This is a genomic window from Paraflavitalea devenefica, assembly GCF_011759375.1.
Taxonomy (GTDB): Bacteria; Bacteroidota; Bacteroidia; order Chitinophagales; family Chitinophagaceae; genus Paraflavitalea; species Paraflavitalea devenefica.
Window position 1 is genome coordinate 163,267 of record NZ_JAARML010000005.1, and the last position, 23,693, is coordinate 186,959.

At 47.6% G+C, this 23,693-nt stretch carries 18 protein-coding genes; 12 read left to right on the forward strand and 6 right to left on the reverse strand.

The window, feature by feature from the left end:
* Nucleotides 1-5: 5 nt before the first annotated feature.
* The 8 genes from HB364_RS25520 to HB364_RS25555 all read left to right on the forward strand — a co-directional run bounded on the left by HB364_RS25520 (nt 6) and on the right by HB364_RS25555 (nt 8,014).
* Nucleotides 6-1,346, forward strand: coding sequence for a sugar MFS transporter (locus tag HB364_RS25520; RefSeq protein ID WP_167291240.1), 1,341 nt, complete (start codon nt 6-8; stop codon nt 1,344-1,346).
* A gap of 16 nt (nt 1,347-1,362) precedes the next feature.
* Nucleotides 1,363-2,562 (forward strand): N-acetylglucosamine-6-phosphate deacetylase, encoded by a 1,200-nt coding sequence (gene nagA / locus HB364_RS25525; protein ID WP_167291242.1) that lies wholly within the window; start codon nt 1,363-1,365, stop codon nt 2,560-2,562.
* Nucleotides 2,563-2,570: 8 nt separating this feature from the next.
* Complete coding sequence (locus tag HB364_RS25530; RefSeq protein ID WP_167291244.1) at nt 2,571-3,329, forward strand: glucosamine-6-phosphate deaminase; 759 nt, start codon at nt 2,571-2,573, stop codon at nt 3,327-3,329.
* 16 nt (nt 3,330-3,345) lie between these two features.
* Nucleotides 3,346-4,419, forward strand: coding sequence for a LacI family DNA-binding transcriptional regulator (locus HB364_RS25535; protein WP_167291246.1), 1,074 nt, complete (start codon nt 3,346-3,348; stop codon nt 4,417-4,419).
* 86 nt (nt 4,420-4,505) lie between these two features.
* Nucleotides 4,506-5,537 carry a Gfo/Idh/MocA family protein gene (locus HB364_RS25540; protein WP_167291247.1) on the forward strand — a complete coding sequence of 344 codons (1,032 nt, stop codon included), beginning with the start codon at nt 4,506-4,508 and terminating at the stop codon, nt 5,535-5,537.
* A 90-nt stretch (nt 5,538-5,627) separates the two neighbouring features.
* The gene (locus HB364_RS25545; protein ID WP_167291249.1) at nt 5,628-6,212 is read left to right on the forward strand and encodes a Crp/Fnr family transcriptional regulator; all 585 of its coding nucleotides are present in this window, start codon (nt 5,628-5,630) and stop codon (nt 6,210-6,212) included.
* 172 nt (nt 6,213-6,384) lie between these two features.
* Nucleotides 6,385-7,038, forward strand: a complete 654-nt coding sequence (locus HB364_RS25550; protein ID WP_167291251.1) for a hydrolase — start codon at nt 6,385-6,387, stop codon at nt 7,036-7,038.
* A 103-nt stretch (nt 7,039-7,141) separates the two neighbouring features.
* A complete protein-coding gene (locus HB364_RS25555; protein ID WP_167291253.1) occupies nt 7,142-8,014 on the forward strand; it encodes a pirin family protein in 873 nt (290 codons plus the stop codon).
* Between the two features lie 12 nt (nt 8,015-8,026).
* On the opposite strand, the gene HB364_RS25560 is transcribed toward HB364_RS25555, so the two are convergent.
* The gene (locus tag HB364_RS25560; protein WP_167291255.1) at nt 8,027-8,719 is read right to left on the reverse strand and encodes a hypothetical protein; all 693 of its coding nucleotides are present in this window, start codon (nt 8,717-8,719) and stop codon (nt 8,027-8,029) included.
* A gap of 758 nt (nt 8,720-9,477) precedes the next feature.
* Between HB364_RS25560 and HB364_RS25565 the strand changes: the two genes are divergently transcribed.
* Complete coding sequence (locus HB364_RS25565; RefSeq protein WP_167291257.1) at nt 9,478-11,418, forward strand: T9SS type A sorting domain-containing protein; 1,941 nt, start codon at nt 9,478-9,480, stop codon at nt 11,416-11,418.
* A gap of 5 nt (nt 11,419-11,423) precedes the next feature.
* Here HB364_RS25565 and HB364_RS25570 read toward each other — a convergent pair whose 3' ends face one another.
* From HB364_RS25570 to HB364_RS25590, 5 genes are all read right to left on the reverse strand, one after another.
* Entirely contained in the window at nt 11,424-12,167 is a 744-nt protein-coding gene (locus HB364_RS25570) for a LytR/AlgR family response regulator transcription factor (RefSeq protein WP_167291259.1), read from the reverse strand.
* 10 nt (nt 12,168-12,177) lie between these two features.
* A complete protein-coding gene (locus HB364_RS25575) occupies nt 12,178-15,813 on the reverse strand; it encodes a sensor histidine kinase (RefSeq protein WP_167291261.1) in 3,636 nt (1,211 codons plus the stop codon).
* 234 nt (nt 15,814-16,047) lie between these two features.
* Nucleotides 16,048-17,145: an IPT/TIG domain-containing protein gene (locus HB364_RS25580; RefSeq protein ID WP_167291263.1), complete on the reverse strand. Its 1,098-nt coding sequence runs from the start codon at nt 17,143-17,145 to the stop codon at nt 16,048-16,050.
* Between the two features lie 43 nt (nt 17,146-17,188).
* Entirely contained in the window at nt 17,189-17,923 is a 735-nt protein-coding gene (locus HB364_RS25585) for a hypothetical protein (RefSeq protein ID WP_167291265.1), read from the reverse strand.
* Nucleotides 17,924-17,937: 14 nt separating this feature from the next.
* On the reverse strand, nt 17,938-18,180 hold the full coding sequence (locus HB364_RS25590; protein ID WP_167291267.1) for a hypothetical protein: 243 nt from the start codon (nt 18,178-18,180) through the stop codon (nt 17,938-17,940).
* A gap of 34 nt (nt 18,181-18,214) precedes the next feature.
* Here HB364_RS25590 and HB364_RS25595 point away from each other — a divergent pair, with 34 nt between their 5' ends.
* The 3 genes from HB364_RS25595 to HB364_RS25605 all read left to right on the forward strand — a co-directional run bounded on the left by HB364_RS25595 (nt 18,215) and on the right by HB364_RS25605 (nt 23,680).
* A complete protein-coding gene (locus HB364_RS25595) occupies nt 18,215-18,787 on the forward strand; it encodes an RNA polymerase sigma-70 factor (protein ID WP_167291268.1) in 573 nt (190 codons plus the stop codon).
* Nucleotides 18,788-18,875: 88 nt separating this feature from the next.
* Complete coding sequence (locus HB364_RS25600) at nt 18,876-20,066, forward strand: FecR family protein (RefSeq protein WP_167291270.1); 1,191 nt, start codon at nt 18,876-18,878, stop codon at nt 20,064-20,066.
* Nucleotides 20,067-20,263: 197 nt separating this feature from the next.
* Nucleotides 20,264-23,680, forward strand: a complete 3,417-nt coding sequence (locus HB364_RS25605; protein ID WP_167291271.1) for a TonB-dependent receptor — start codon at nt 20,264-20,266, stop codon at nt 23,678-23,680.
* Nucleotides 23,681-23,693: the final 13 nt, after the last annotated feature.

Here is a 23,693-nt window from a genome sequence, read left to right on the forward strand (position 1 = left end):
ACAGCATGACAAAAAACACAACCATTTCAGTTGATTCGTTGAGCCGCAAACAGGTAATTGTATCCATTACCATCATTGGTGTAATGTTCTTTATGTTCGGCTTCGTATCCTGGGTAAATGCCATTTTGATCCCGTACTTCAAGATCGCTTGTGAGCTTAGTCATTTCCAGGCCTACCTGGTGACATTTGCTTTTTATATCTCCTATTTCATCATGTCTGTTCCCGCTTCGTACCTGCTCAAGGCCACCGGGTTTAAAAAAGGTATGATGACCGGTTTCTGGATCATGGCGGTGGGCGCTTTTTTATTTATTCCCGCAGCAGCTACCCGTACCTATGCTGTTTTCCTGTTGGGTTTGTTCATACTGGGTACCGGGCTGGCCATTCTGCAAACCGCTGCCAATCCGTATATCACCATATTGGGACCTAAAGAAAGAGCCGCACAGCGCATCAGCATGATGGGCATCTGTAACAAAGCGGCGGGCATACTGGCGCCTCTCATCTTTGCAGCCGTGGTATTAAAGGCCACCGACAGCGACCTGTTCAAACAGTTGCCGGGCATGAATGCGGTGCAAAAAGAAGCGGCCCTCGATGAATTGATCGGCCGGGTAATTGTTCCTTATATATGTGTGGGCGCTTTTCTTTTTCTGTTAGGTTTAATGATCCGGTTTTCTCCACTGCCTGATATCGATACAGAGCATGAATCGCCCGAGTTGCAACAAGCCAACCAGGGTAAGTCGGGCATCATACAGTTCCCGCATCTGGTATTAGGCGCCATTGGTATCTTCCTGCATGTGGGCACACAGGTAATAGCCATTGATACCATTATTGGTTATGCCGGTTCTATGAACATCCAGTTGCTGGAAGCCAAAGTCTTTCCTTCCTATACCTTGTTTTGTACCATTTGCGGGTATATTATCGGCATCATTGTGATCCCTAAGTTTATCAGCCAGGTAAATGCCTTGCGGGTATGCACCATACTGGGCACCCTCTTTTCGCTGCTCATTATTTTTACACATGGGAAGGTGAACTTTTTAGGACATACAGCCGATATCTCTATCTGGTTTGTGGTGTTATTGGGTTTGTCCAATTCCCTGATATGGGCAGGCATGTGGCCCCTGGCATTAGATGGATTGGGAAAATTCACCAAGCTGGGCGCCTCTGTGCTCATCATGGGTTTATGCGGTAATGCCATCCTGCCGCTTATCTATGGAGCCGTAGCCGATTCGAACGGGCTCCGGCAGGGGTACTGGGTATTAGTGCCTTGTTATTTATACCTTGTATTCTATGCCGTGTACGGGCATCGTATCAGGTACTGGCGTTCCAATAAGAAACTGGTTCTTCAATAATGGTAAATAGTGGCACATGAGTGAGCGATCAATAAAAATTATCAATGGGAACATCATTACACCGTTCAGGGTATTGAACAATGGAACGGTGGTGATCAAAAGCGATAAGATCGTTGATATTTCGGAGCGGGATATAGAAGTGCCCGGCGCCCTTGAACTGGATGCGAAAGGCCATTATGTGATGCCCGGTTTTATAGACATTCACGTGCATGGCGGGGGAGGGGGTGATTTTATGGACGGCAGTGAAGCGGATTTCTTACAGGTCGCCACTACACATTTACAATATGGCACCACTGCCATGCTGCCTACAACACTCACCAGCGACACAGCGGGGATCATTAAAACCCTGCAATGTTACCGGGAGGTAGCGCAACAAAAAACGGGCGGGGCGCAATTCCTGGGCGTGCACCTCGAAGGGCCTTACCTGGCCATGAGCCAGCGTGGTGCGCAAGACCCTGCCTGGGTCCGCAACCCCGATCCGGCGGAATACAAAGAGATCGTCCGGGCATCAGGTGGAGTCATCAAACGTTGGAGTGCGGCGCCTGAATTACCGGGTGCTATCGAATTTGCGCACTACCTGCAGGACAATGGTATTCTACCCTCGCTGGCACATACTGATGCCATCTATGAAGAAGCGGCAGCAGGATTTAAGAATGGTTATACACTCGCTACGCATTTGTATTCAGGTATGTCGGGTGTTACCCGCCGGAATGCTTACCGGTATGCAGGTGTTATAGAAACGGCTTTTTTGATTGATGAAATGGATGTTGAAATAATAGCCGACGGCAAACACCTGCCGGCCCCGTTGTTACAACTGATCTATAAAATAAAAGGACCTGAACGTATCGCGCTTATTACAGATGCGATGCGTGGCGCAGGCATGCCGCCAGGCGATAGTATCCTGGGAAACAGGGACACCGGTTTGAAAGTGATCATCGAAGACGGCGTTGCCAAACTGCCCGACAGATCGGCCTTTGCCGGCAGTGTGGCTACCGCCAACCAGTTGGTAAAAAACATGGTGGTGCTGGCCGGCGTTCCGGTGGCACAGGCAGTGCAGATGATCACGGCCACACCCGCCCGCATACTGGGTATTCATCAACAGAAGGGTACGTTGGCGGGCGGTATGGATGCCGATATCACCATTTGTGATGAACAGTTTCATGTAAAAGCCGTGATGGTGATGGGTGATATATTATACAGGGAAAAATCATTTTGATACGAGATATGATAAAAGAATTCAAACAGGATAAACTGCTGGTCCGTACCTATGAAAACAGGGCCATCATGGGAGCGGAAGCTGCCCGGGAGGCCATTGCTGCCATACAGGCATTGCTACAGGTGCAACAGGAAGTGAACATCATCTTTGCTGCGGCGCCCTCGCAAAACGAGTTTCTGCAGGCGCTCAGCCAAGCGCCTGTTCACTGGAGCCGGGTCAATGCCTTTCACATGGATGAATACATTGACCTGCCTGCCGATGCACCACAGGGATTTGGCAATTTTTTACGGAATGCCCTTTTAAATAAAGTGCCGTTCAGGTCTGTTCATTACTTACAGGGTAATCATCCTGATATAGCAGCGGAATGCAACAGATATAGTGAACTGCTGCGGAACCATCCTGTTGATATTACCTGCATGGGTATTGGAGAAAACGGTCACCTCGCCTTTAATGACCCGCCGGTGGCTGATTTTAATGATCCCGTACTGGTTAAAAAAGTGCAACTGGACGAGGCTTGCAGGTTACAGCAGGTGCACGATGGTTGTTTTAAACAACTCACCGAGGTTCCCACACATGCCATCACCCTTACCATTCCGGCCCTGATGGCAGCTTCAGACATTTTCTGTATGGTGCCGGGGCCTACAAAGGCCACAGCCGTGTACAATACCATCCATCATACCATTGATGAAAGCGTACCTGCTTCTATTTTGAGACGCCATGAACATGCCATATTGTTTACCGATAACCTGAGTGCAGGTATGTTATAACAATGTATATTAGAGTATGAAATCATCGAAGGAAAAAGAGCATCAACTTTCAGGGATCAAAGAGATCGCCCGGCGGGCCAACGTGTCTATAGGTACTGTAGACCGGGTAATTCATGACAGGGCCGGTATAGCCCCAAAGACAAAAGAAAAAGTCCTGAAGATCATACAGGAGCTTAATTACCAGCCCAATATTCATGCAAGGCGGTTGGCATTGGCGAAACAAATAAGGATCGCTACGCTGATACCAGCCAAATCGAATGAAACCAGTTTCTGGGAGGGGCCTTTAAAAGGATTGGAGATGGCTGCTGCAGAGATCAGCCACTATGGGGTACAGGTAGAGCAGTTCTTTTATGACCAGGACTCCATTGATTCTTTTTTACAGCAATCGCGCCTTTTACTGAAGACAAAGCCTGATGGCATATTGCTGGCCCCGTCTTTTATAGAAGAATCTGTTGGGTTTGCCCAAAAATGCCGGAAGATGAACATCCCGTATGTGCTGATAGATTCCGATCTGCCTGGTGAGGGGAGCCTGGCCTATATTGGTCCGAACCTGAATGCGAGCGGTAACCTTGCAGCACACCTGGTCAGTTATTTGATTGACGAAAATGACAGGATACTCATTGTAAATATTTCCAAGGAGCTGGATGACCAGCACCATCTATTAAAGAAGGAAGAAGGATTCCGCAATTATTTCCGTACGCACCGGTGGGACAACCAGATTGTAAAGATCAATATCAATAAAACCGATCCTAAATCTATTGAAAAAGGATTGGCCGCTATGCTCAAGCAGCACGACAATATCAAGGTGATCTTCGTCACCAATTCGCGGGTATCTAACGTGGCGGCCTTTGTAGAAAAACTCGACAGGAAGATCATACTGGTTGGGTACGATTTTTTGAATGAGAACATCGAATACATCAATAAGGGCGTTATTGACTTCCTGATCTGTCAAAAGCCGCTGGAACAGGCTTACAAGGGCGTGATGGCGCTTTACCAACACCTGACCCTGGCCTCTTCGCCGGTAGAAAAGGTCAGCTTCATGCCGATAGATATTATTACCCGGGAGAATTACCGGTTTTACAACTATTAAACAAGTCAGCTTACTCATAAACGGACCATCCCCCGCTTATTGTACGTGTACGTAAACGGTGTCGTTGGTCAAAACAACACACAGCCATGACAACTAAACAACATAGAAGAGATTTCATCAAACAAACCGTGTGCGCAGGCATTGGCGCAGGTGTTCTTTCGCAGTTCCCCTTTAGTGGAATGGCGGCCGGTACTGTTGCCACTGGTAAGCGCATTGGCATTATCGGGCTCGATACCTCGCACAGTACCTCCTTTACCGCTTTGCTCAATGATCCGGCAACCGGCGACGCATTTAAAGGATATAAAGTAGTGGCGGCTTATCCCTATGGAAGCAGGGACATTGAAACCAGCGCCAGCAGGATACCCGGATATATTACAACGGTCCAGGCCAAAGGTGTGCAGATCGTCAACTCCATACCCGAGTTGCTGGGTATGGTCGATGTGGTGATGCTCGAAACAAATGATGGCAGGCTGCACCGTGAACAGGCGGTCCAGGTGATCAAGGCAGGTAAACAGCTATTTATTGATAAACCCATTGCCAATTCGATGGCAGATGCCATTGCTATTTTTGACCTGGCGAAGAAAAACAACGTTCCCATATTTTCTGCCTCCTCGCTTCGTTTCACCGAAGGCATGGAAGAGGTGCTGAGTGGAAAAAAGATCGGAAAGGTCCTTGCTGCCGATGCCTATAGTCCGGCAAAGCTCGAGAAAACGCATATCGACTTTTACTGGTACGGCATTCATGGCGTTGAAATGTTATTTACGGCCATGGGCACCGGTTGCAAAACGGTTACCCGTTTTTATCAGAATGATATGGACCTGGTGGTGGGGGTGTGGGAAGATGGCAGGATGGGTACCTTCCGCGGCACCCGTTGCGGTAAAGCGCTCTATGGCGGCACCATCTTTGGTGAAACGGGCAATGCCACTTACGGTGGATATTCCTATGAGAGAATACTGCATAAAATTATAGACTTCTTTGAAACAGGTATTTCACCTGTGCCTGCAGCAGCAACGCTGGAGATCTGTGCCTTTATAGAAGCTGCCCAAAAAAGCAAGCTCAAGGGAGGCAAGCCTATTCAGATGCAGGAAATATTTAAACAATATCATTACAAGACGTAGTTAAGTGGGAAGGGATCGGAAGCTGCTCTTTTTATAGTATATTATCCGTAATTTTGATACAATAGCCAATCGGTTAATAGCTAATCAACAATGTTTGAGCCGCTTCTTAAGTATATAAACAACTACACTTCTACAACACTTTCAGAAAGCGAGTCTGAGCTGATTAAAAGCGCGTTTACCCTAAAGAAAATAAAGAGGAAGCAATATTTTTTGCAGGCGGGTGATGTATGCAGGTATTTTGGGTTTATTCTCAAAGGCGCTATGCGACAATACCTGGTGGATGACAAAGGGGTGGAACATATTGTGCATTTAAGTATTGAAAACTGGTGGGTGGGCGACCGTGAGAGTTGGGTAATGCTCACGCCTTCGAATTATTATATTGATGCCTGGGAAGATACTGAATTGTTACTCATTACAAGAGCCGACACCTTAAAACTGGTGCAACAGATCCCGGCTTTCAGTGAATTGTTACGGCTGCTGGACGAAAGAAACAATATTGCTACACAAAGAAGAATAGCTTCTTCCATTAGTTATACTGCAGAAAAGAGGTACATTGATTTTATCAACAGCCACCCCGATTTTTTACAACGTTTCCCACAACATGTCATTGCTTCTTACCTCGGCATTACAAAAGAAACGCTTAGCCGGGTACGCAAACAGGCAATGCAAAAATAAACCGCACTTTACTATTTGACCTTTTTGTTTCCACTTTGTTTCCGTTGACATTTGTTAACGGTTTTTTTTATCATTTATCATCGTTTCTCACTCCCTCTTTGATGCAATTTTGGTTATTGATCGTTCGAGCTATCAAACAGCTTATTGACTAATATTTTAAATGCTAAAAGAAATGGAAAAGAATCCGAAAACCGGCCTTGCCGGCCTGCTTCGCCCCGAGGACAGTATTCTCGTGCTGATAGACCATCAGCCTTATCAGTTCACCAATCTGCACAGTCACGAACCCACCATGATTGTCAATAATGTCGTTGCGCTGGCTAAGTCAGCGAAAGTCTTCAACGTGCCCACCATCCTCACCACAGTGCTGGAAGAGCGTGGCGGGTATATCATCAAGGGGCTTCAGGATGTCTTCCCGGAGCAAAAGCCAATCAACCGCACCTTCATTAACACCTGGGAAGATCCGAATGTTACCGATATCGTGAAGAAGAGTGGTCGCAAGCAGCTCGTGCTCGCCGCACTGTATACCGAAATTTGCCTTGCCATGCCAGCGATCCAGGCACTCGCCGAGGGATATGATGTTTTTATTGTTACCGATGCTTCGGGTGGCGTTACGGCGGAAGCGCATGACATGGCCGTGCGTCGTATGGTTCAAGCCGGTGCGGTGCCCATCACCTGGATGGCTGTGATGGCCGAATGGCAGCGTGATTGGGCACGCGACACTGCCGCTGGCGTAGCAGGCGTCGTTGCCGAACATGGTGGCGGTAGTGGGGTAGCCTTCGCCTGGGAACTGCAGCTTCTTGCTACACCTGTTCCTGCAGCGCATTAATAAATCAACTGTTAGGAAGGGAAGCAGCATTTTGGAGCAATATCAAAATGCTGCTTTTTAAAATCATTGTACGTATTTCTTGATAATTAAGAAAGAGAGGATCATGAAAAAGAAGATTAGTTTTTCAGGAAAGGGGTCAAGAGCCGATATTGGTAATATGACCATTTACCGCATGCTGCCCAATAGGTATACCGATGCTGTAGGGCCATTTGTTTTTCTCGACCATATTGCACCGACTGTTCATGAAGTGAATGCAACAGCAAAAAAAGCCGGGACGGGGGCACATCCCCACAGAGGCATTGCAACGCTGACTTACATTCTGAACGGTGAAGCCGAACATTTTGATAGCAAAGGCCATCACGCCAAAGTCGGCGCCGGTGGAATACAGTGGATGAAAGCAGGCAACGGAATTATCCATGATGAAAATCTGACTCCCGATGCCCATGATAAAGACAGGCTAACGCATGCTTTTCAGTTCTGGATAAATCTTCCGGCGCAGCATAAAGCCGAGCCGCCACAATACCTTGCCATACGAGCTAATGGCGTTCCCCAACAGATACTGAATGACAGCGCAGGATGGATTAAAGTAATTGCAGGAGGCTATGATCATTTGCATTCAGCCATACCCGATTACTCGAAGCAGTTTATTTACCACCTGCACCTGGAAGCAGGCAAGCAATTTTCGCTGGATACAGAAGATGGGTTGGAATATGCTGCCTTTCTGCCAGAGCTGGGTGCTACAATAAATGACAGTGCATTCGATGCAGGGGAATTTATTGAGTTTGATCGAAACGGAGGAACCATATTGATCGTGAACAAAAACACCGTGGCAATGGACATTGTCTTATTTGGAGGAGAGCACTACACGGAGCCTATCGTTGCAGAAGGCCCCTTTGTGATGAACAGTCACCTTGAGATAGCAGACGCCTATAAAGATTTCTTTGCAGGCAAATATGGTACAATAAATTACGGGTAACAATTCAAAAGCTTATCCTTCAACACTTACCTTCACTACCGCCATTCCCTTCGTCGTAGGCACATCACTGGCCTTTCCTCTTTCGGCACCCGCCACGCCCAGGAATAATACCCACGGAGCCGTAGTGGCCGGCATCGGTACTTCAAAATGGAAGGGCTTCGATTCATCTTTAAAAGAAACAACGGCCGCCCGCATAGTTTCTTTTTTAAAGCGGTCCTTCTTAAAGTCCGGGAATACTACAGTAATGCTTAATTGATACCCATCCAGGAAATCCTGCTTTGGCCATTCGGGGTGTTGCTGCAGTTGAACGGTCACCTGCATCTTTTTTCGCTTCGTATCTGTCTCTATGGAGAATTGATGGTGTAGTATCTTATCCAGTGAATACTTCCTGCTACATTCCAGCTTTAAAAGTCCCTTCAGACTAAAACCTTTGTCTTCTTTCAATTGTTTTCTGAATATAGCCAGCAGGTCTGTCCATAAGCCGCCATCTTTGTGCTCGGTACGGACCGCATCAAAGATCAGTTTGGCAGGTTTATTGCTGCTTATTAATTGCTCTTTGCTTTGCTCCAGGTCAGCATTAATAGAAACGGGTGTATAAGTACCACGCTTAGCCCGCACATGAGGTTTGTATCGTCTGCTGCGAACGATCGTTACATCATAAATGGAGCCACGCATCTTGACAACAGAAGGTATCAGCTTTGCCATAAGACATAAACTTTAAAAGATGAACAATAAAACAGGGGATCGCTATACCCATATACGAGCAGATATGGTACTTGGATTTAATAAAATATCTTCTTTTTACTATTTTAATGCCTTCTTACAGCGTACCTGCAACGATGTTTCAGTGACATCATAGCGGACTTTCAGCGATCTTACAGCGATGTTACAGCGGCCTTATAGCGATACAAATCAATGTTATATCTTACCCAGGTAAATACCACAGCAGTATCTCTGCCATAGCAGGGAGGGGGCAGCGCCCACCCGGCAGTACCCCAAAAGGCAGGTAAACGTAGTCTCATTGTATCAGCAGCAGCCCCTATATTACTTATCTCGATTACTGGATCACTTATCCCGACAGAAGTTCTATTAGCCTCGACGTGTATGTGTACAATGCTTCCGGCTATGTGGGTGTCGGATTTACGTCGGTGTACGCATATCCCTGTCCTTAATTGTCAAATATTGATCATCGATCATTGATTATTGATCATTGGCCAATATGCAATGATCAACACACGAAGTTCAATGATAAAAGCCCGGCCGCTTGCTCCGGGATTATTCATAAACGGGAGTTTTTTTCGCATGACCGCCTGGTGAGACCCCGGGGTCTGTTTGTAGACTTATATCAAATAGTGATCTATTTTATTGGCTGGTTATAATATAGGATATGCTATCGCGTTTTTTTGCAACACTAGTCAAACTCCTTATCTTTTTTTCGTTGATCGGTGTCAATCCAATAATTCATGAAGACCTTTTTTAAAAGTGCCATGCTTTCGCATGTGCGCACTCACCGCTCTGTAAAAACCTTATTGCTTGCAATCGCTGCCTCCTTTTACCTTTTTCCTGCTTCGGCGCAGAGTTATTATCCCGGCGGATTGGGCAACACTAACCTCATCGTATGGCTGAATGCTGCAAACACCTCTTCTGTTACGCTGACCGGCGGTACTAATGTGAGAAGATGGAGCGACCTGAGTGGGCGTTCCTATCACTTCGTACAAAATACCAACGCCCGGCGACCAGTTTATTATGCTACCGGGGGACCTAACAGCAAGCCGGCTATCAGGTTCACCGCTTCCAATGATCATTACCTGAGCACTCCTTCTATACCGAATACTATTTCATATACGGCTGGTGTGAGTTCCTTTACAGTCGTTAACTTTTCAGCCACATCAGGCGGTGGCTATGAACGGATCTATGATTTCGGGGTCGGTGAAAGTGATAATTGTATCTGGTTCGGACGTCATGGTACTTCCAGCAATATAGCGTATGAAGGCCGTACCAATGGTACATTGGTGCAAACCTATACCAATACTACTTCGATCATTGCCAATGGCACGCATCAAATGCAGGAAGTGATACAACAGGGTGGTACAGCCGGTACTACTTCACCGGTAACCTATTACAGGGCAGGTACTGCCTGGACCAGCGGTGGTACTTATGGGAGCATCACCTACGTGCCTGCTGCCGCCAACCGGGGCAGTAATTATATAGGCCGCAGCAACTGGGCGGCTGATGAGTATTATAATGGCTACATGTCTGAAATATTGTTCTACAATATCTTCATGAATACTACCCGGCGCATCATCCTCGAAAATTATTTATCAGCTTCCTGGGGAATTACAGTCGCTAATTCCAGGTACACCACACCCGCTGTCGGCGATTACGGCACCAACCTCGTAGGCATCGGTTATACCAGCGCCTCCGATCATTTTCTCACTGACGTCAATGGCTCTACTGATGGGCTTGGTTTCAGCAGTGGCGCCACTGCTTCCGATTTCCTGAATACGGCCGGTTACGTAATGGCGGCACATGACGGACAAACCAATTCGGTCAACAGTAGTATCAATATATCCGGCATAGGCAATAACCTGTACAAGTGGAATCGCTCCTGGAATATCCAGAAAACCGGTGGCAACAGCACCGGAAATATTTCCATACGGTTTAATTTTTCCGATTACAACGGATCTTCTCCCAATAGCACTTATTCTTATGCTTTATTGTACAATGCTACGGATGGTTCCTTTACCTCCGGCACCAATCAGTTAAAGGGTAACAATGATGTGATTACCGGCGATATTGTATCGTTTTCTGTAAATGCAGCCAACCTGCCGGCGGGTTATTATACGCTGGTATGGAGTACCTCGGCTGTATTGCCGGTAGAGCTCACCAGCTTTACTGCCACCCCGAAAAACAATAGCAGCCTGCTGCAATGGAGTACGGCACAGGAAACCAACAGCAGCCATTTTGAAGTCCAACGTTCGGTAGATGGGACTACTTATTCCACTATCGGGCAGGTAGCTGCGAGGGGAAACAGCACGGCAGTAAGCTGGTACAGCTTTACAGATCCGAATCCCATAGCCGGCCGCAATTATTACCGGCTGAAAATAATAGATAACAAGGGGGCTGTTAATTATTCTGCCATTCGTGTGGTGGATAGGGAAGGGGCTGCCGCTGCACCGGAAGTTTATCTAACGGCATCCGGCAGTAGCCTGCATATTAACGGTCTTACTGCCACAGGTATGGTTACCGTGCGTATGTTCAACGCGGCGGGACAACTGGTGAAAAGAGTACAACAACCTGCGACACCCGTGATGGATATTGCCATGGAACTGCCCGGGGGATGGTATATGGCCGAGATCAGCAGCGCAGACAAAACATACAGGAAGAAGATCATTAAGCAATAAAGCGCTCAGTGTTTCAGTGCGTCCAGCACCTCAGCTTTACGCCTCCTGGAAACCTCTACGCGACTGGCATCCTTGAGTGTAATAAAACCATCGTGGTCAATAAAAGAAATAAAGCTTTTATTGACCAGGTGCGATTTATGACAGCGGATGAAATGATAAGGCGTCAATAGCTCATCATACTCGCCCAGTGTTTTGGAGGAAAGATATTGGCGGCCGGTAGTAGCAAAAAAACGGGTATAATTGCCAACAGCCTCACAGCGGATGATCTCGTTGGGGAAAAGGAAATGCACGCCTTCTCTCGAAGGCAGCGCCAGCCTGAAATCAGTGTTGCCGGTGGCATGTATATTCTGTTGCATATTGTCAAAAAGCACCTGCTGATGGAGTACATCTTCCTGTGAACTGGTAAAGCGTTTTACAGCCTGGATCAGCTCTTCCACATCAATGGGTTTTAGCAGGTAATCAAAGGCGCTGAAGCGGATGGCCTGGATGGCATACTCATTATAAGCGGTGGTAAAAATTACCTTGAAATTCTTATTGGGCAGTTGCTGTAAAAGATCAAAACCGGAAATATGCGGCATACGGATATCCAGGAACACAAGATCTGGCTGATACTCACCGATCATGGCAGCAGCATGCTTTGCATGATTGCACACAAATACCTGTTGTATCTGCGGAATAAACTTTTCAATCATCAGGCGCAGCACATCGGTGGCTCGCTCTTCATCATCAATAATCATTGCTTTAACCATAGGATTATCTTTAAAAATTATACAGATGGATAATGACTCTTGTTCCGGAAGCGTTGCCTGCTGCATCCTGCATGTCAATAATTGAAAGGGAGCTGTTGGAGCTTTTTTGCTCATTCCAGGCTTTCAGTCTTTCATGTCCTACACTGACGCCTTTACCGGTATGACGCCGGGCATCTGCATTGTGCTCCTTCATCGCCTTGCTGGCGGCACAGCCAATACCATTGTCCTCTACAATACACTGAATGCCATCGGTACCGGTCTCTGAAAAATGGACGATCAGGCGGCGATGCCCCTCTTTATGCAGCAGGCCATGCCACAAGGCATTTTCAACAAAAGGCTGAAAGAAGAGGGTAGGTACATACGTTTCCTCCTGGTCAATGGCGGCATCACAGGTAATACGGTATTCAAAACTTTCTTTAAAGCGCAATGATTCAAGCTCCACATACAGCTTTAAGATCTCCAATTCCTCTTTCAGCGTGATCTTCTCGCGGTCGCTTTGGGTAAGCACCAGCCGCAGCAGCCTGGAAAATTTGGAGAGGAACCGGGTGGCGGTGGTCTCTTCGCCGGCCAGTATCATTTGCTGAATGGAATTGAGGGCATTGAACAAAAAATGCGGGTTCATCTGCAGCCGCATGCTTTGCAGCCTGGCTTCGGTGGCCTTCTGCTTGTTCAGTAAAGCTTCCAACTGGGCCTGCTGCTTGTTCTGCTCAGCTTCAATAACCACCATCTTATCGGCCAGCAGGGCTGCGATCGTGGTAAGTATCTGCAAATGCCGGTCGGTATAAAAACCCTTTTGTGAATGCTCGCTGTCTATGATCCCGATCACCTTGCCGTCCCGTATCACGGGAACAGTAATTTCGGAATATCGCCGCACATCGTCTACAATATACCGCGGGTCTTTGGTGGTGTCGTTGATGATCTCCGGCTTTCCACTCTGCGCCACGCTGCCTACAATGCCTTCTCCCGGTTTTATCTCTATAGGGTTCATGATCTTGTTCTCTTCGGTTGTTTTAGGTCCCCAGGCAGCTTTCTGTACCAGTAATCCGCTTTTTTTATCCAGCAGGTAAATCACGCAGTCCTCAAAGCCCAGCCGGGCAATACAGTTCCTGGCGGTGTCCCAGAGCATTTCATCAATCGTCGTCTTTTCATTCAGCAGGGTAGCAAAATAATTGACCACCTGCTCTATTTCGAGCTGGTGCTGGTAACTGAGTGTCTTTACCTTCTGCAGTTCCGTCTTTTCGGCTTCCCTTCTTCTGATCATCTTTTCCCGGCTGCGGATCAGGTAAAAAGAAAGACCGAGCACACCCAGGGCAGCAGTGGTGATCACCCACCATTGGCGCCACCAGGGCGCCAGGATGGCAAAGCGGATGGGCGTTTTGCTTTCCACCCATTGTACGCCATCGGAGGAGGCTTTTAACCGGAAACTGTATTTCCCCGGCCTTAAAGAATTATAACGCACTTCATTCTGGTCCATCACCGTTGTCCATGTCTTATCGGTCCCTTCCAGCATATACTGGAATAAAATATTGCGGCTCCCGAATACATTCACTGCCGCAAAATGGAAGGCTACATTATTACGGCTGAAGGGAAGCTGGAAAAAATCCGAAGCCACGAAATAAGTGGAATCAAGAACAGACACCTTAAAAGTGAGGGGATTGGGGTTCGTGTTTAGCTGCAGCATAGGACGGGGATCAAAAAAACTGATCCCTTTTTCGCTGCCCCAATATTGTATACCGTCCGCATCATTGAAATGAGCGCCTGGACGGAAACCAAAATGCCCCAGGCCGGCCCTGCTGTCAAAATAACGGAACGATTTACGGCGTGGATCAAAGCAGGTGATCACCATATCATTACCGATCCAGATAGTGCCCTGCTTGTCTTCCAGGAATCCTTCACACCGGTTCAGCCACAGCCCGTTTTGTTGGGTGTAATTGTCAATCCTGCCGTTGGGTTGCAGTATGCTCATGCCTTCCGGCGATCCGATATACACGGCGCCATCGGCTGCCTGGATGAACGAGTAGCAGTAGTCGGAGACGAGCTTTTTTTCTTTGTTGAAGATAGTGACCGAATCTGTAGCTGGGTCCCAGCACCAGGCGCCCAATCCCGCTGTGCCCAGCCAAAGGCGGTTTTGCCGGTCCACATATACCGTATTCACCCGTTTGGTGACCAGTTGCTTAAAAACAGGATGCGATGAAAGCGGATCAACTTGTTGTGTGAGAGTATTGATCTTATAAACGCCGCCTCTGCCGCATGCCCAGATCATGCCTTCCTGGTCCATCGTAAGGTGTGCAATAAAATTATTGCGCAAGGTGGAGTCCAGTCCGCCAAAACCATTATTAAAAATCCTGAATTGGCCGCTGGTTGGCTGCATCACGCCAATGCCGCCGCCATCTGTGGCCACCCATACCTGGCCCTTCCTGTCTACGCATACACTATTGATCTCGATCTTCCTGAAGCCGATGCCTTCATTGGGGTACGGGTATTCATAAAACGTGGACGTATTGGTGTGCGGGTCCCAGTTGATCAGCCGGTCATAAGCGGCCAGCCAGAAAGTACCGTTCTTGTCTTTGGCGATCGCATTGATGTGCCCGTCAAACAGTTGTTCGTTCTTATCCACGAAATAAGAAAGATGGGAGGCGGAGTAATTTTTTGTATTGAAATAAGAAAGCCCGGAAGTAGGAGAGCTGATGAACACATTCCCATTGTCTTCACAGTGGATGCCGGTATTCCAGTCGGATGCCACCGACAAAGGATCATAAGGCTTGTGCCGGTATTGGGCCAGTTGTTTCGTTTGCGGATCGAAAATAAAGATGCCGCCAAAGCGGGTAGTAATGATGATGCGCCCGTCGACCGCCTTACGCACCTTATTAATGTTATACCTTACGGTACGGCCTTTTTCCGTGAGGATGGTGGAGAATTGTTCTTCAATTTTCCCCGTTTTGATGTTAATGGCATACATATACCCTTTAAAGCTGGCGGCAAATACCAGGGTATCGTTCAGTTTGCAGGCCGTTGAGATATCAGGCAGTTCAAGCCGGAGCATTTCTTTTTTGCGGCTGTAATCGATCATGATCAGCCTGCGGAAGCTGCCGCACACCAGCAACGTATCGGGGCTGAACAGGTTGCCATTCGTAAAATTTTCCTTTAAAAGAAGTTCGCCTGAAAAAGCAAGGAGCTCCCATTTTTTGTGCTGTTCATTAAAATAGAAATGCCCTTTGTCTGAGAGAATAATAACGCCATAGGAGCGGGTTTCCACCTGTATAGTCGCATTGTACCCGGTAATGGTATCGTGGGGAATGATCTTGTGAAATTGTCTTTTCTCATCAATCATGGTGACTCCTTTAATCGTCCCTACCCAGATGCGGTTACGGCTGTCGCAGATCAGGCCGCCGATCTGGTCGGTGAACAGTCCCGGCGTATTTTGCCTGGTAAACAAGGTCAGCGTTCGCCCGTCGTACAGATGCAGGCCATTACTCGTCCCGATCCACAAAAAACCATTACGGTCGGTAGTGACGGCGGTCACATTGTTATCCGACAGGCCGTTGGAGGTATTCAGGTGATGGAACGCAATAGGCTGCCCGCCTGCAGACAGGGTCAGCAGCAGGAAAACAAATACGGCTCCGTGTATGGCTTTTTTATACTTCAATCACCGGCAGGTTCCCGTTTAATCGTTTAATTGGATCTATAAGTTAAAAACATTATTTACTTCCGGCAAACTTTTTACCAGGTTAATAGCTGGATAAGCAGGATGCCAGCATTAATATAAGGAAGTGTTTCATTTCCATACTTTTTTTAATAGTATGTTATAGTGAGTGTGTAACTGGACGAACCCGTAACAATTTGTTTTGCAATACGGCCCTGACTATCCGTTACTGGTCAGTTATGGGATGATATTTATCTGTCCGATCTTTATTTGATCACCGCAATGGGTAACCCCATATACCATATAGGTCCTGGCGCCGTTTCCATTGGGCTGCAGCGAACCAAGCGGTATAAACACCTTCAGGATTTGGGTGTCAAAATCATGTGCGGGAGGTGCTGTAGTAACATCCTGCAGCCCTGTACTAACCCACTTGATGTCCTTAAATTGAAAGTATTTACCGGTAACTTCTCCATAGGGATTCCCGCCGGCAGACTTGGAGAAGTTGCCACCAATGGAACTGATGATTTGTATATTGGGTTGGTTGATGACGTAAAAGCTCTTGATTGCACCCGCCACATTAGTGCCTTCGATCTTTAACTGGAAATCCATTTTGCGTGCCGGCCTGGTGGGTATGTTTACACCCCCGGGAGAAGGAACTGTACAGTTATTCAACTGACAGAAATCTTTGGGCGGAAGATAAAAAATGAGTCCTCCGCATACCTGGTTCAGTATCCTTTTGGAGGCAGGTATTTTTACACCATTCACATAAAGTCTTAAATCATTAAAATACTTGTCATTACCATAGATGCCGGAGATGCCACAGGACATCACTACAGAATCACCGGGCTGCACCGCCTGTGTGTATTGCTGAGGCCCGAAATGATAGCAGATATTATTGATGCCTGGAAGACCTACAAAATAACTGTTGCTGTCGGCGGTAGCCGTTATATTATTCTGTTTTACCCGGATCTTGCCATAATCAAAACCCTTAAAAAGCGTATCGCCGCCCCCGGTGATATATTTATAGGGAACTTTCACTACCAGCTTGGTTGCAGTGGCGCTGACAACGTCGGCCGTCATCACCGTATCGGAAGTAGTAACGCCATATCCTCTTATGCTAACAATGTTATTGGCCACAGTGGTGCTAAAGCCTGTGCCGGTAATGGTCAGCTCACTTCCCCAAAAAGCGTATTTGGGTGTAACATCGGTAATTTTCAAGGTGCCTGGATTGCCTCCTCCAGGGCCTCCGCCGGAGGAGGGATTGTCATCTTTGTTGCAGGATGCAACCATTGCGGTTGTTATGATACTACCCAACAAGATCTGTTTGAGATTCATGGTTATTATTTTTACTGTTTGTGGTAAGTTGGTTTGATAGTGATCAATTGCATTGGTATTGATGATTGAAAGTGGCAGTCACTGGTGTGCTGTAATGGTAGGTTACTTTCACACTGCTGATCTTGCTTGCATTGTCAAAGCTGTGATCGAGGGTGGCTATGTAGGTTGGGTTACTGAATGATTTTACCAGGTTCTTTGTCTTTATGAAAAAGAACCCATAATTGGCATACTGCAGGTGGTGAAAGAAGTCGCCATCCCCGGATGGCTTGTCAGTATGGTATTCATACGTTGTAGTGTTGCCGGAGTACTGGTGTTTCACCAGGTTGCCGTTTGCCCATTCAAACGTTTCTACCGAGGGAGTGCCTCCGGTGGATTTGGTGGTGGTTATTTTTATTAGCTGTGTACCGCTGTACTCATAGACTGTATTTTCCCATTCGGTCCCCGAAAGGTTCTTTTCCATTTTTACGTTGGATACCAGGCCATTGCTGTTGAGGGTAATCATACGCTTGTAAGAAAAGGAGCCTGAAAGGGTTTCATTGACAATGGCGGTGTTGCTGGAGTAAGAAAATGTCCTGACCCTGTTCTTATAAGTTACCGAGGCGAGTTTGTCTTCGGCATTATAGGAGTAATTGTAGTCGAAGCTCTCGGCGTCGCTTATGCTGGTGGTGGTGATGATCCTGCAGGCTGGCTTGTTGCTGCTTCCTTTTTTACAGGCATAAAAAGGGACCATGGTCAGCAGAAAAATGACCATCGCCACGGGCACATTGATTGTTTTCATAACTGGTTCTTTGGTTAATGCCGTGAAAATAAGCACCACATCCTGGCAGGATTCCAGGTTTCTATCCTCCGGTTAGTAGCAATTACTGAACGGTAAAAGGTCAACTGATTGCCCGCTGCCATGATGCCTTTTGCCCAATAAGTATTATTTTTACATTCCTGCACTGCAGTCAATAAAGCCTTTTCCGGTAAACCTTTCCTCTTCGCCCGTCGAAGCCTTAGCATAAACGGGGCCTTATCGATCACCTGCTTCGCCATTACATGTTGTATTTAATAACTGCTGAAACAACCCGTGCCGTCAGATCCATTACATAATGAACAGGAATTGCTGCAGGGCCTGCAGGCCGGGGAGGAGCGCGCCTTTGCGGCCATTTATGAGCGCTATGCACCTGCTTTGATTGACTATACGGCAGCACGGCTTACCTCGCTGGAAGAAGCCCGGGATATCATTCATGATTTATTTGTGTACCTGTGGGAAGAGCGCGCCCATATCAACATTGCCCACTCCCTGCAGGCATTTTTATTCGCTGCCGTGCGCTACCGAATCATTGACCATATACGCCGCAGGATCACCCGGCGGGAATATGCCGATAAAGTACAGGCTTTGCAAACGGCTATTATATCGGAGATGGAATATGCGCTGGACGTAAAAGACCTGCAACTGGTTATTGAAAACGCTGTACGGGAATTGCCGCCCCGCGTGCAGCAGGTGTACCGCCTCAGCCGCGACCAGCACCGCAGTGTTACAGAAATAGCTAAGGAACTGGGCGTTTCCCCGCAAACCGTCAAGAACCAACTGACCACAGCATTAAGCCACCTCCGGTCGGTGCTGCACCACCTGCCTTCCTTCCTTTGGTGGTTTTAACCTGTTCGTTACCATAGGATTAAAAAATTATTATCAAACGATAGTACTACCTCTTTTTTGATCCGACTACTAATAACAGACTATACCTATGGATCAATCAACGATGCAGGAATTATTGGACCGCTATCTGTCAGGAACCTGTTCTCCGGAAGAGCAACGGAAAATAGAAGACTGGCTGAACCATCAATCCCGGGAAAACAATGAATGGACAACGATGGACGCGTCTGCGAGAACGGCCTGGATGACTGGTGTATACCAGGATATCCGGCATACCATTACGCAACAGGCGGTAGCCGGCAACAACGAAAAACCAGTGATACCCTTTTACCGGCGACCATTCTTCCGGATGGCTGCTGCAGCAATCATCGTGCTCCTGCTGGGAGCCGGCGTTTATGTATGGTTAATCCGTACCCCTGAAAATGTTTTACCCTCAACAGAAGGGTTGTCCAATCGCTTTAAGAACGATGTGCTGCCGGGTGGTAACAAAGCCCTGCTCACCCTGGCCAATGGCGCTACCATTGTATTGGACAGCGCCGCCAATGGAACACTGGCGCAGCAGGGGAGCGTGGTGGTAACAAAAAAAGCAGATGGCCAGTTGGCTTATGATGCAAAAGCACGCACAACTGACAACTCACCACTCACCTTCAACACCCTTTCCACTCCGCGCGGAGGTCAATACCAACTGGTATTGCCCGATGGCAGTAAGGTATGGCTGAATGCTGCCTCTTCTATTCGCTATCCGACTGCCTTTACCGGTAAGGAGCGGAACGTGGAGGTCACCGGCGAAGCTTATTTCGAAATAGCGAAAAATGCGAAGATGCCGTTTAAAGTGAAAGCAAATGGCCAGGCGGAAGTGGAAGTATTGGGCACCCACTTCAATGTGAATGCGTATGACGACGAAGCTGCGATAAAAACTACATTATTAGAAGGGAAGGTGAAAGTAACACCGGCTACGGGTCATAGCTCGCAGCTTCTTTCGCCCGGACAGCAAGCACAGCTTATCAATGATCAATTATCAATAATCAATAATCCAGATGTGGAAGCAGTCATGGCCTGGAAAAACGGCCAGTTTAGCTTTAACAATACAGATATCAAAACCATCATGCGGCAGATTGCAAGGTGGTATGATGTAGACGTATCCTATGACGCGAATGTGCAAGATACTTATACCGTGAGTCTTTCACGCAATGTGCCGGTATCAAAACTGTTCACGTACCTGGAATTAAGTGGTGGCGTGCATTTTAAGATAGAAGGGAAGAAGGTAACGGTGATGGAATAAATAAAACAATATAGGATACGAATGAAAAAGTCTTTTTAAAAGAACTGTGTTAATTCAAAGCAAAAACCGTCTCGCGGCCAGGCGAAACGGTCAATCGTTTGGATTAATTCAACTGTAACAATCATTGTCAGACTGCTATCATCCCGACAAATTTGTCGGGACGAGTAAACATTGTTTAACCAAACACTACCAAAGTTATGCATTTTAAGTGGCAAAATCCCGCTTTAACAGGGATTGCAGGAAAGCCTTTGGCCTTGTCGTCGGACAGGCGGTCCGAAGGATTCCTTCGGAGAAAGGCGCTCACCAAAACGCTGTTGATCATGAAGCTGACGGTCCTCTTATTACTCACCGCCTGTTTGCAGGTAAGCGCAAAGAGCTATGCCCAACAGGTATCCCTTTCCCTGAAAGACGCCCCTCTCGAAAAAGTCTTCAAGGAAATACAAAAGCAAACCGGCTACCAGTTTGTCTACAACAACCGGCTGGTGCGCGGCTCCAGGAATGTATCGCTCCAGGTGAGCAAAGTTTCTGTGGAGCAGGTGCTGCAGCTCTGCTTTAAGGATCAGCCATTGACCTATGCCATTATTGATAAGACCATTATTGTAAAACCCAAAGAGGTGCGCTCTTTTACAGCAGCGTCTGCACCGGTACTGATAGCTATCAGGGGCACGGTACAGGACGAAGAAGGCAATCCGTTGATGGGCGTATCAATTACGATAAAAGGAAGCGATAAGGGGGTAACCACCAGTGCCAATGGTGAGTTCTCTATACCGGAAGCAGATGAAAATGCTACGCTGGTATTTTCTTCTGTAGGTTATGAAGCGCAGACCATACCCGTGCAAAAAAGGACCAGCTTCTTTGTCCGTCTTAAACGTTCTACCAAAGCCCTGGATGAAATGTATATCATTGGTTATGGCACTACCACCAAAAGATACAGCACCGGTTCTGTAACGCGGATCACTTCAGACGACATCAGCAAGCAGCCGGTGACCAACGTACTGCTGGCCATGCAGGGACGTATGCCCGGTGTTTATGTGGCGCAAAACAACGGTTTGCCGGGAGCAGGTCTTACCATACAGATTCGAGGCGCTAACTCGCTCAATAGAACGCCGGGCCAGCTACCTTACACTATCAACCAGCCTTTATACATCATAGATGGTGTGCCTTACCTGTCGGAGCCTATCAATACACAGAGCACTACTTCCAATGTGCTTCCCTCTGCAGAAGGTAACACCCACCCGATGAATACCATCAACCCGGCAGATATTGAAAGCATTGATATCTTAAAGGATGCGGATGCTACCGCTATTTATGGGTCCCGGGGGGCAAACGGCGTAGTGCTGATCACTACCAAAAGAGGCAAAGCGGGCAGAACGCAGTTCACCATGAATGTAAATACTGGTCAGTCCAAAGTAGCCAACTTCGTGGAGTTGCTGGGCACCCCCGAATACATCGCCTTGCGCAAAAAAGGCTTTGCCAATTACGGGAATACGCCTACGGTGGCCAACGCTCCCGATCTGTTGGTATGGGATACCACCGCCTATACCGATTTTCAAAAGGTGCTGATTGGTGGTACGGCTCATTCCACTGATGTTACCGCCAGCGTATCCGGCGGCGATACCCGCACCAATTTCCTGCTCAGCGGCAGCTATCACCATGAAACCAATGTATATCCCGGTGGCCAGGGTTACCGGCGCGCTGCTGCCAATATCAGCATAAACCATAGCTCGGCCGACAAAAAGCTGTCCATTGGCTTTACGGCTATTTACAGTGCTGATAAAAACAACATCACCGCTACCGACTTAACTACGTACGCATACAACCTGTCTCCCAATTTTCCCCTGTACAAAGCAGATGGCAGCCTCTACTGGACAGGCGATCTCCTGGGCACTAAAAACCCGCTGGGTTATTTGTACCAGACCAACGACAACAAGACCTCCAACCTGATGAGCAGCCTCAACCTGAAATACAACCTCATCAAGGGGCTGGATATAAAGACAACCATGGGCTTTAGCCGTACAGATATGGACCAGGTAAGGATCACGCCGTCTATCTCTATGGACCCGGGTGTTGCCAGTAATGTGCCCGGCTCAATGTTCAGCTACAACTATACCAACAACTATATTATTGAGCCGCAGGCTACGTATAAAGCCACTATCTGGAAAGGGACGCTGGAGGCACTGGCTGGCGGTACCTGGCAGTTCAGGCAATCAAAGCAACCTTTTTATACGATTGCCAGCGGGTTTGCTTCGGATGAATTCCTGCGGAATCCTTCGCTGGCTACTACCATAAGCACCCGCACCTCATCACAGGATTACAAATATGCTTCCTTCTTTGGCCGCCTGAATTATAATTGGGATGGCCGCTATATAGCGAACCTTGTATACAGGCGGGATGGTTCTTCCCGCTTCGGGCCTGGCAATAAGTATGGCAATTTCGGATCAGCGGGAGCCGCCTGGATATTCTCTGAAGAACAATTTGTTAAAGGGTTGCACTGGCTCAGCTTTGGCAAATTGCGTGGCAGCTATGGTGTAATAGGCAGCGATGCCATTGGTAACTACGGCTACCTCGACAGCTATAGTTCATACTCCTATGCATATAATGGAATGGCCGGTCTCTATCCATCCAGGCTGGCCAATGCCGATTACAAATGGGAAGAGACCCGTAAGCTGGAAGCAGCTATTGAACTGGGCTTTCTGAATGACAGGTTGCTACTCACTGCTGCCTTTTACCGCAACCGTACCAGCAACCAGCTTATTAACTTCACGGTAAGTCCGCAAACCGGGTTTACCACCTACCAGTCAAACCTGCCGGCATTGGTTGAGAACAAAGGATGGGAGTTCTCCCTCAGCAGCACCAATATCCGCAATAAGGATTTTACCTGGAGTACTTCGCTCAATGTAAGCCTCAACCGGAATAAACTATTGAAGTTCGATAACATAGAAAAGACATCTTACTTTGGCCAATACATAGTAGGCAATCCCATCAGCAGCGTGTATGTGTATCACTACAAAGGCATTGATACGCTCACCGGATTGCCCTCTTTCGAAGATGCCAATAAAAGCGGTACCATCACAGGTGGATTTGCTGCTACCGGCCGGGGCGACCGGTATTTTGCCGGCACTACTTACCCGGAATACTTTGGAGGTCTTTCCAATACCTTTAAATACAAAGGCCTTTCACTGGACATCCTCTTCCAGTTTGTGAAACAAAAAGCAAGAAGCATCATGAGCGCTTCTTTCTATCCACCGGGTTATATGTATAACGCTTCGGCCGAAGTGGTGCACGAATACCTGGCGCTGGGTTCGCGGGATAAACTCATCACCGCTACTACTTCACCGTCCTCCGCTTTAGCCGCTTACTTAGCTTATTCCAACTATACCGGTTCCGATGCGTTGCTGGTGGATGCTTCCTTTATACGGCTGAAGAACGTAAGCCTGTCTTACAGTCTCCCGGAAAAGCTGCTGCGCAAAGCCCGGCTCAACAACCTGCGTCTATATGTACAGGGACAGAACCTGTTTACCATTACTTCCTACGATGGATTTGATCCGGAATCACAGTCGGTAAGCGTGCCGCCTTTAAGGACCATTGTTACAGGTATTCAGTTCACCTTTTAAATCAGCTACTACC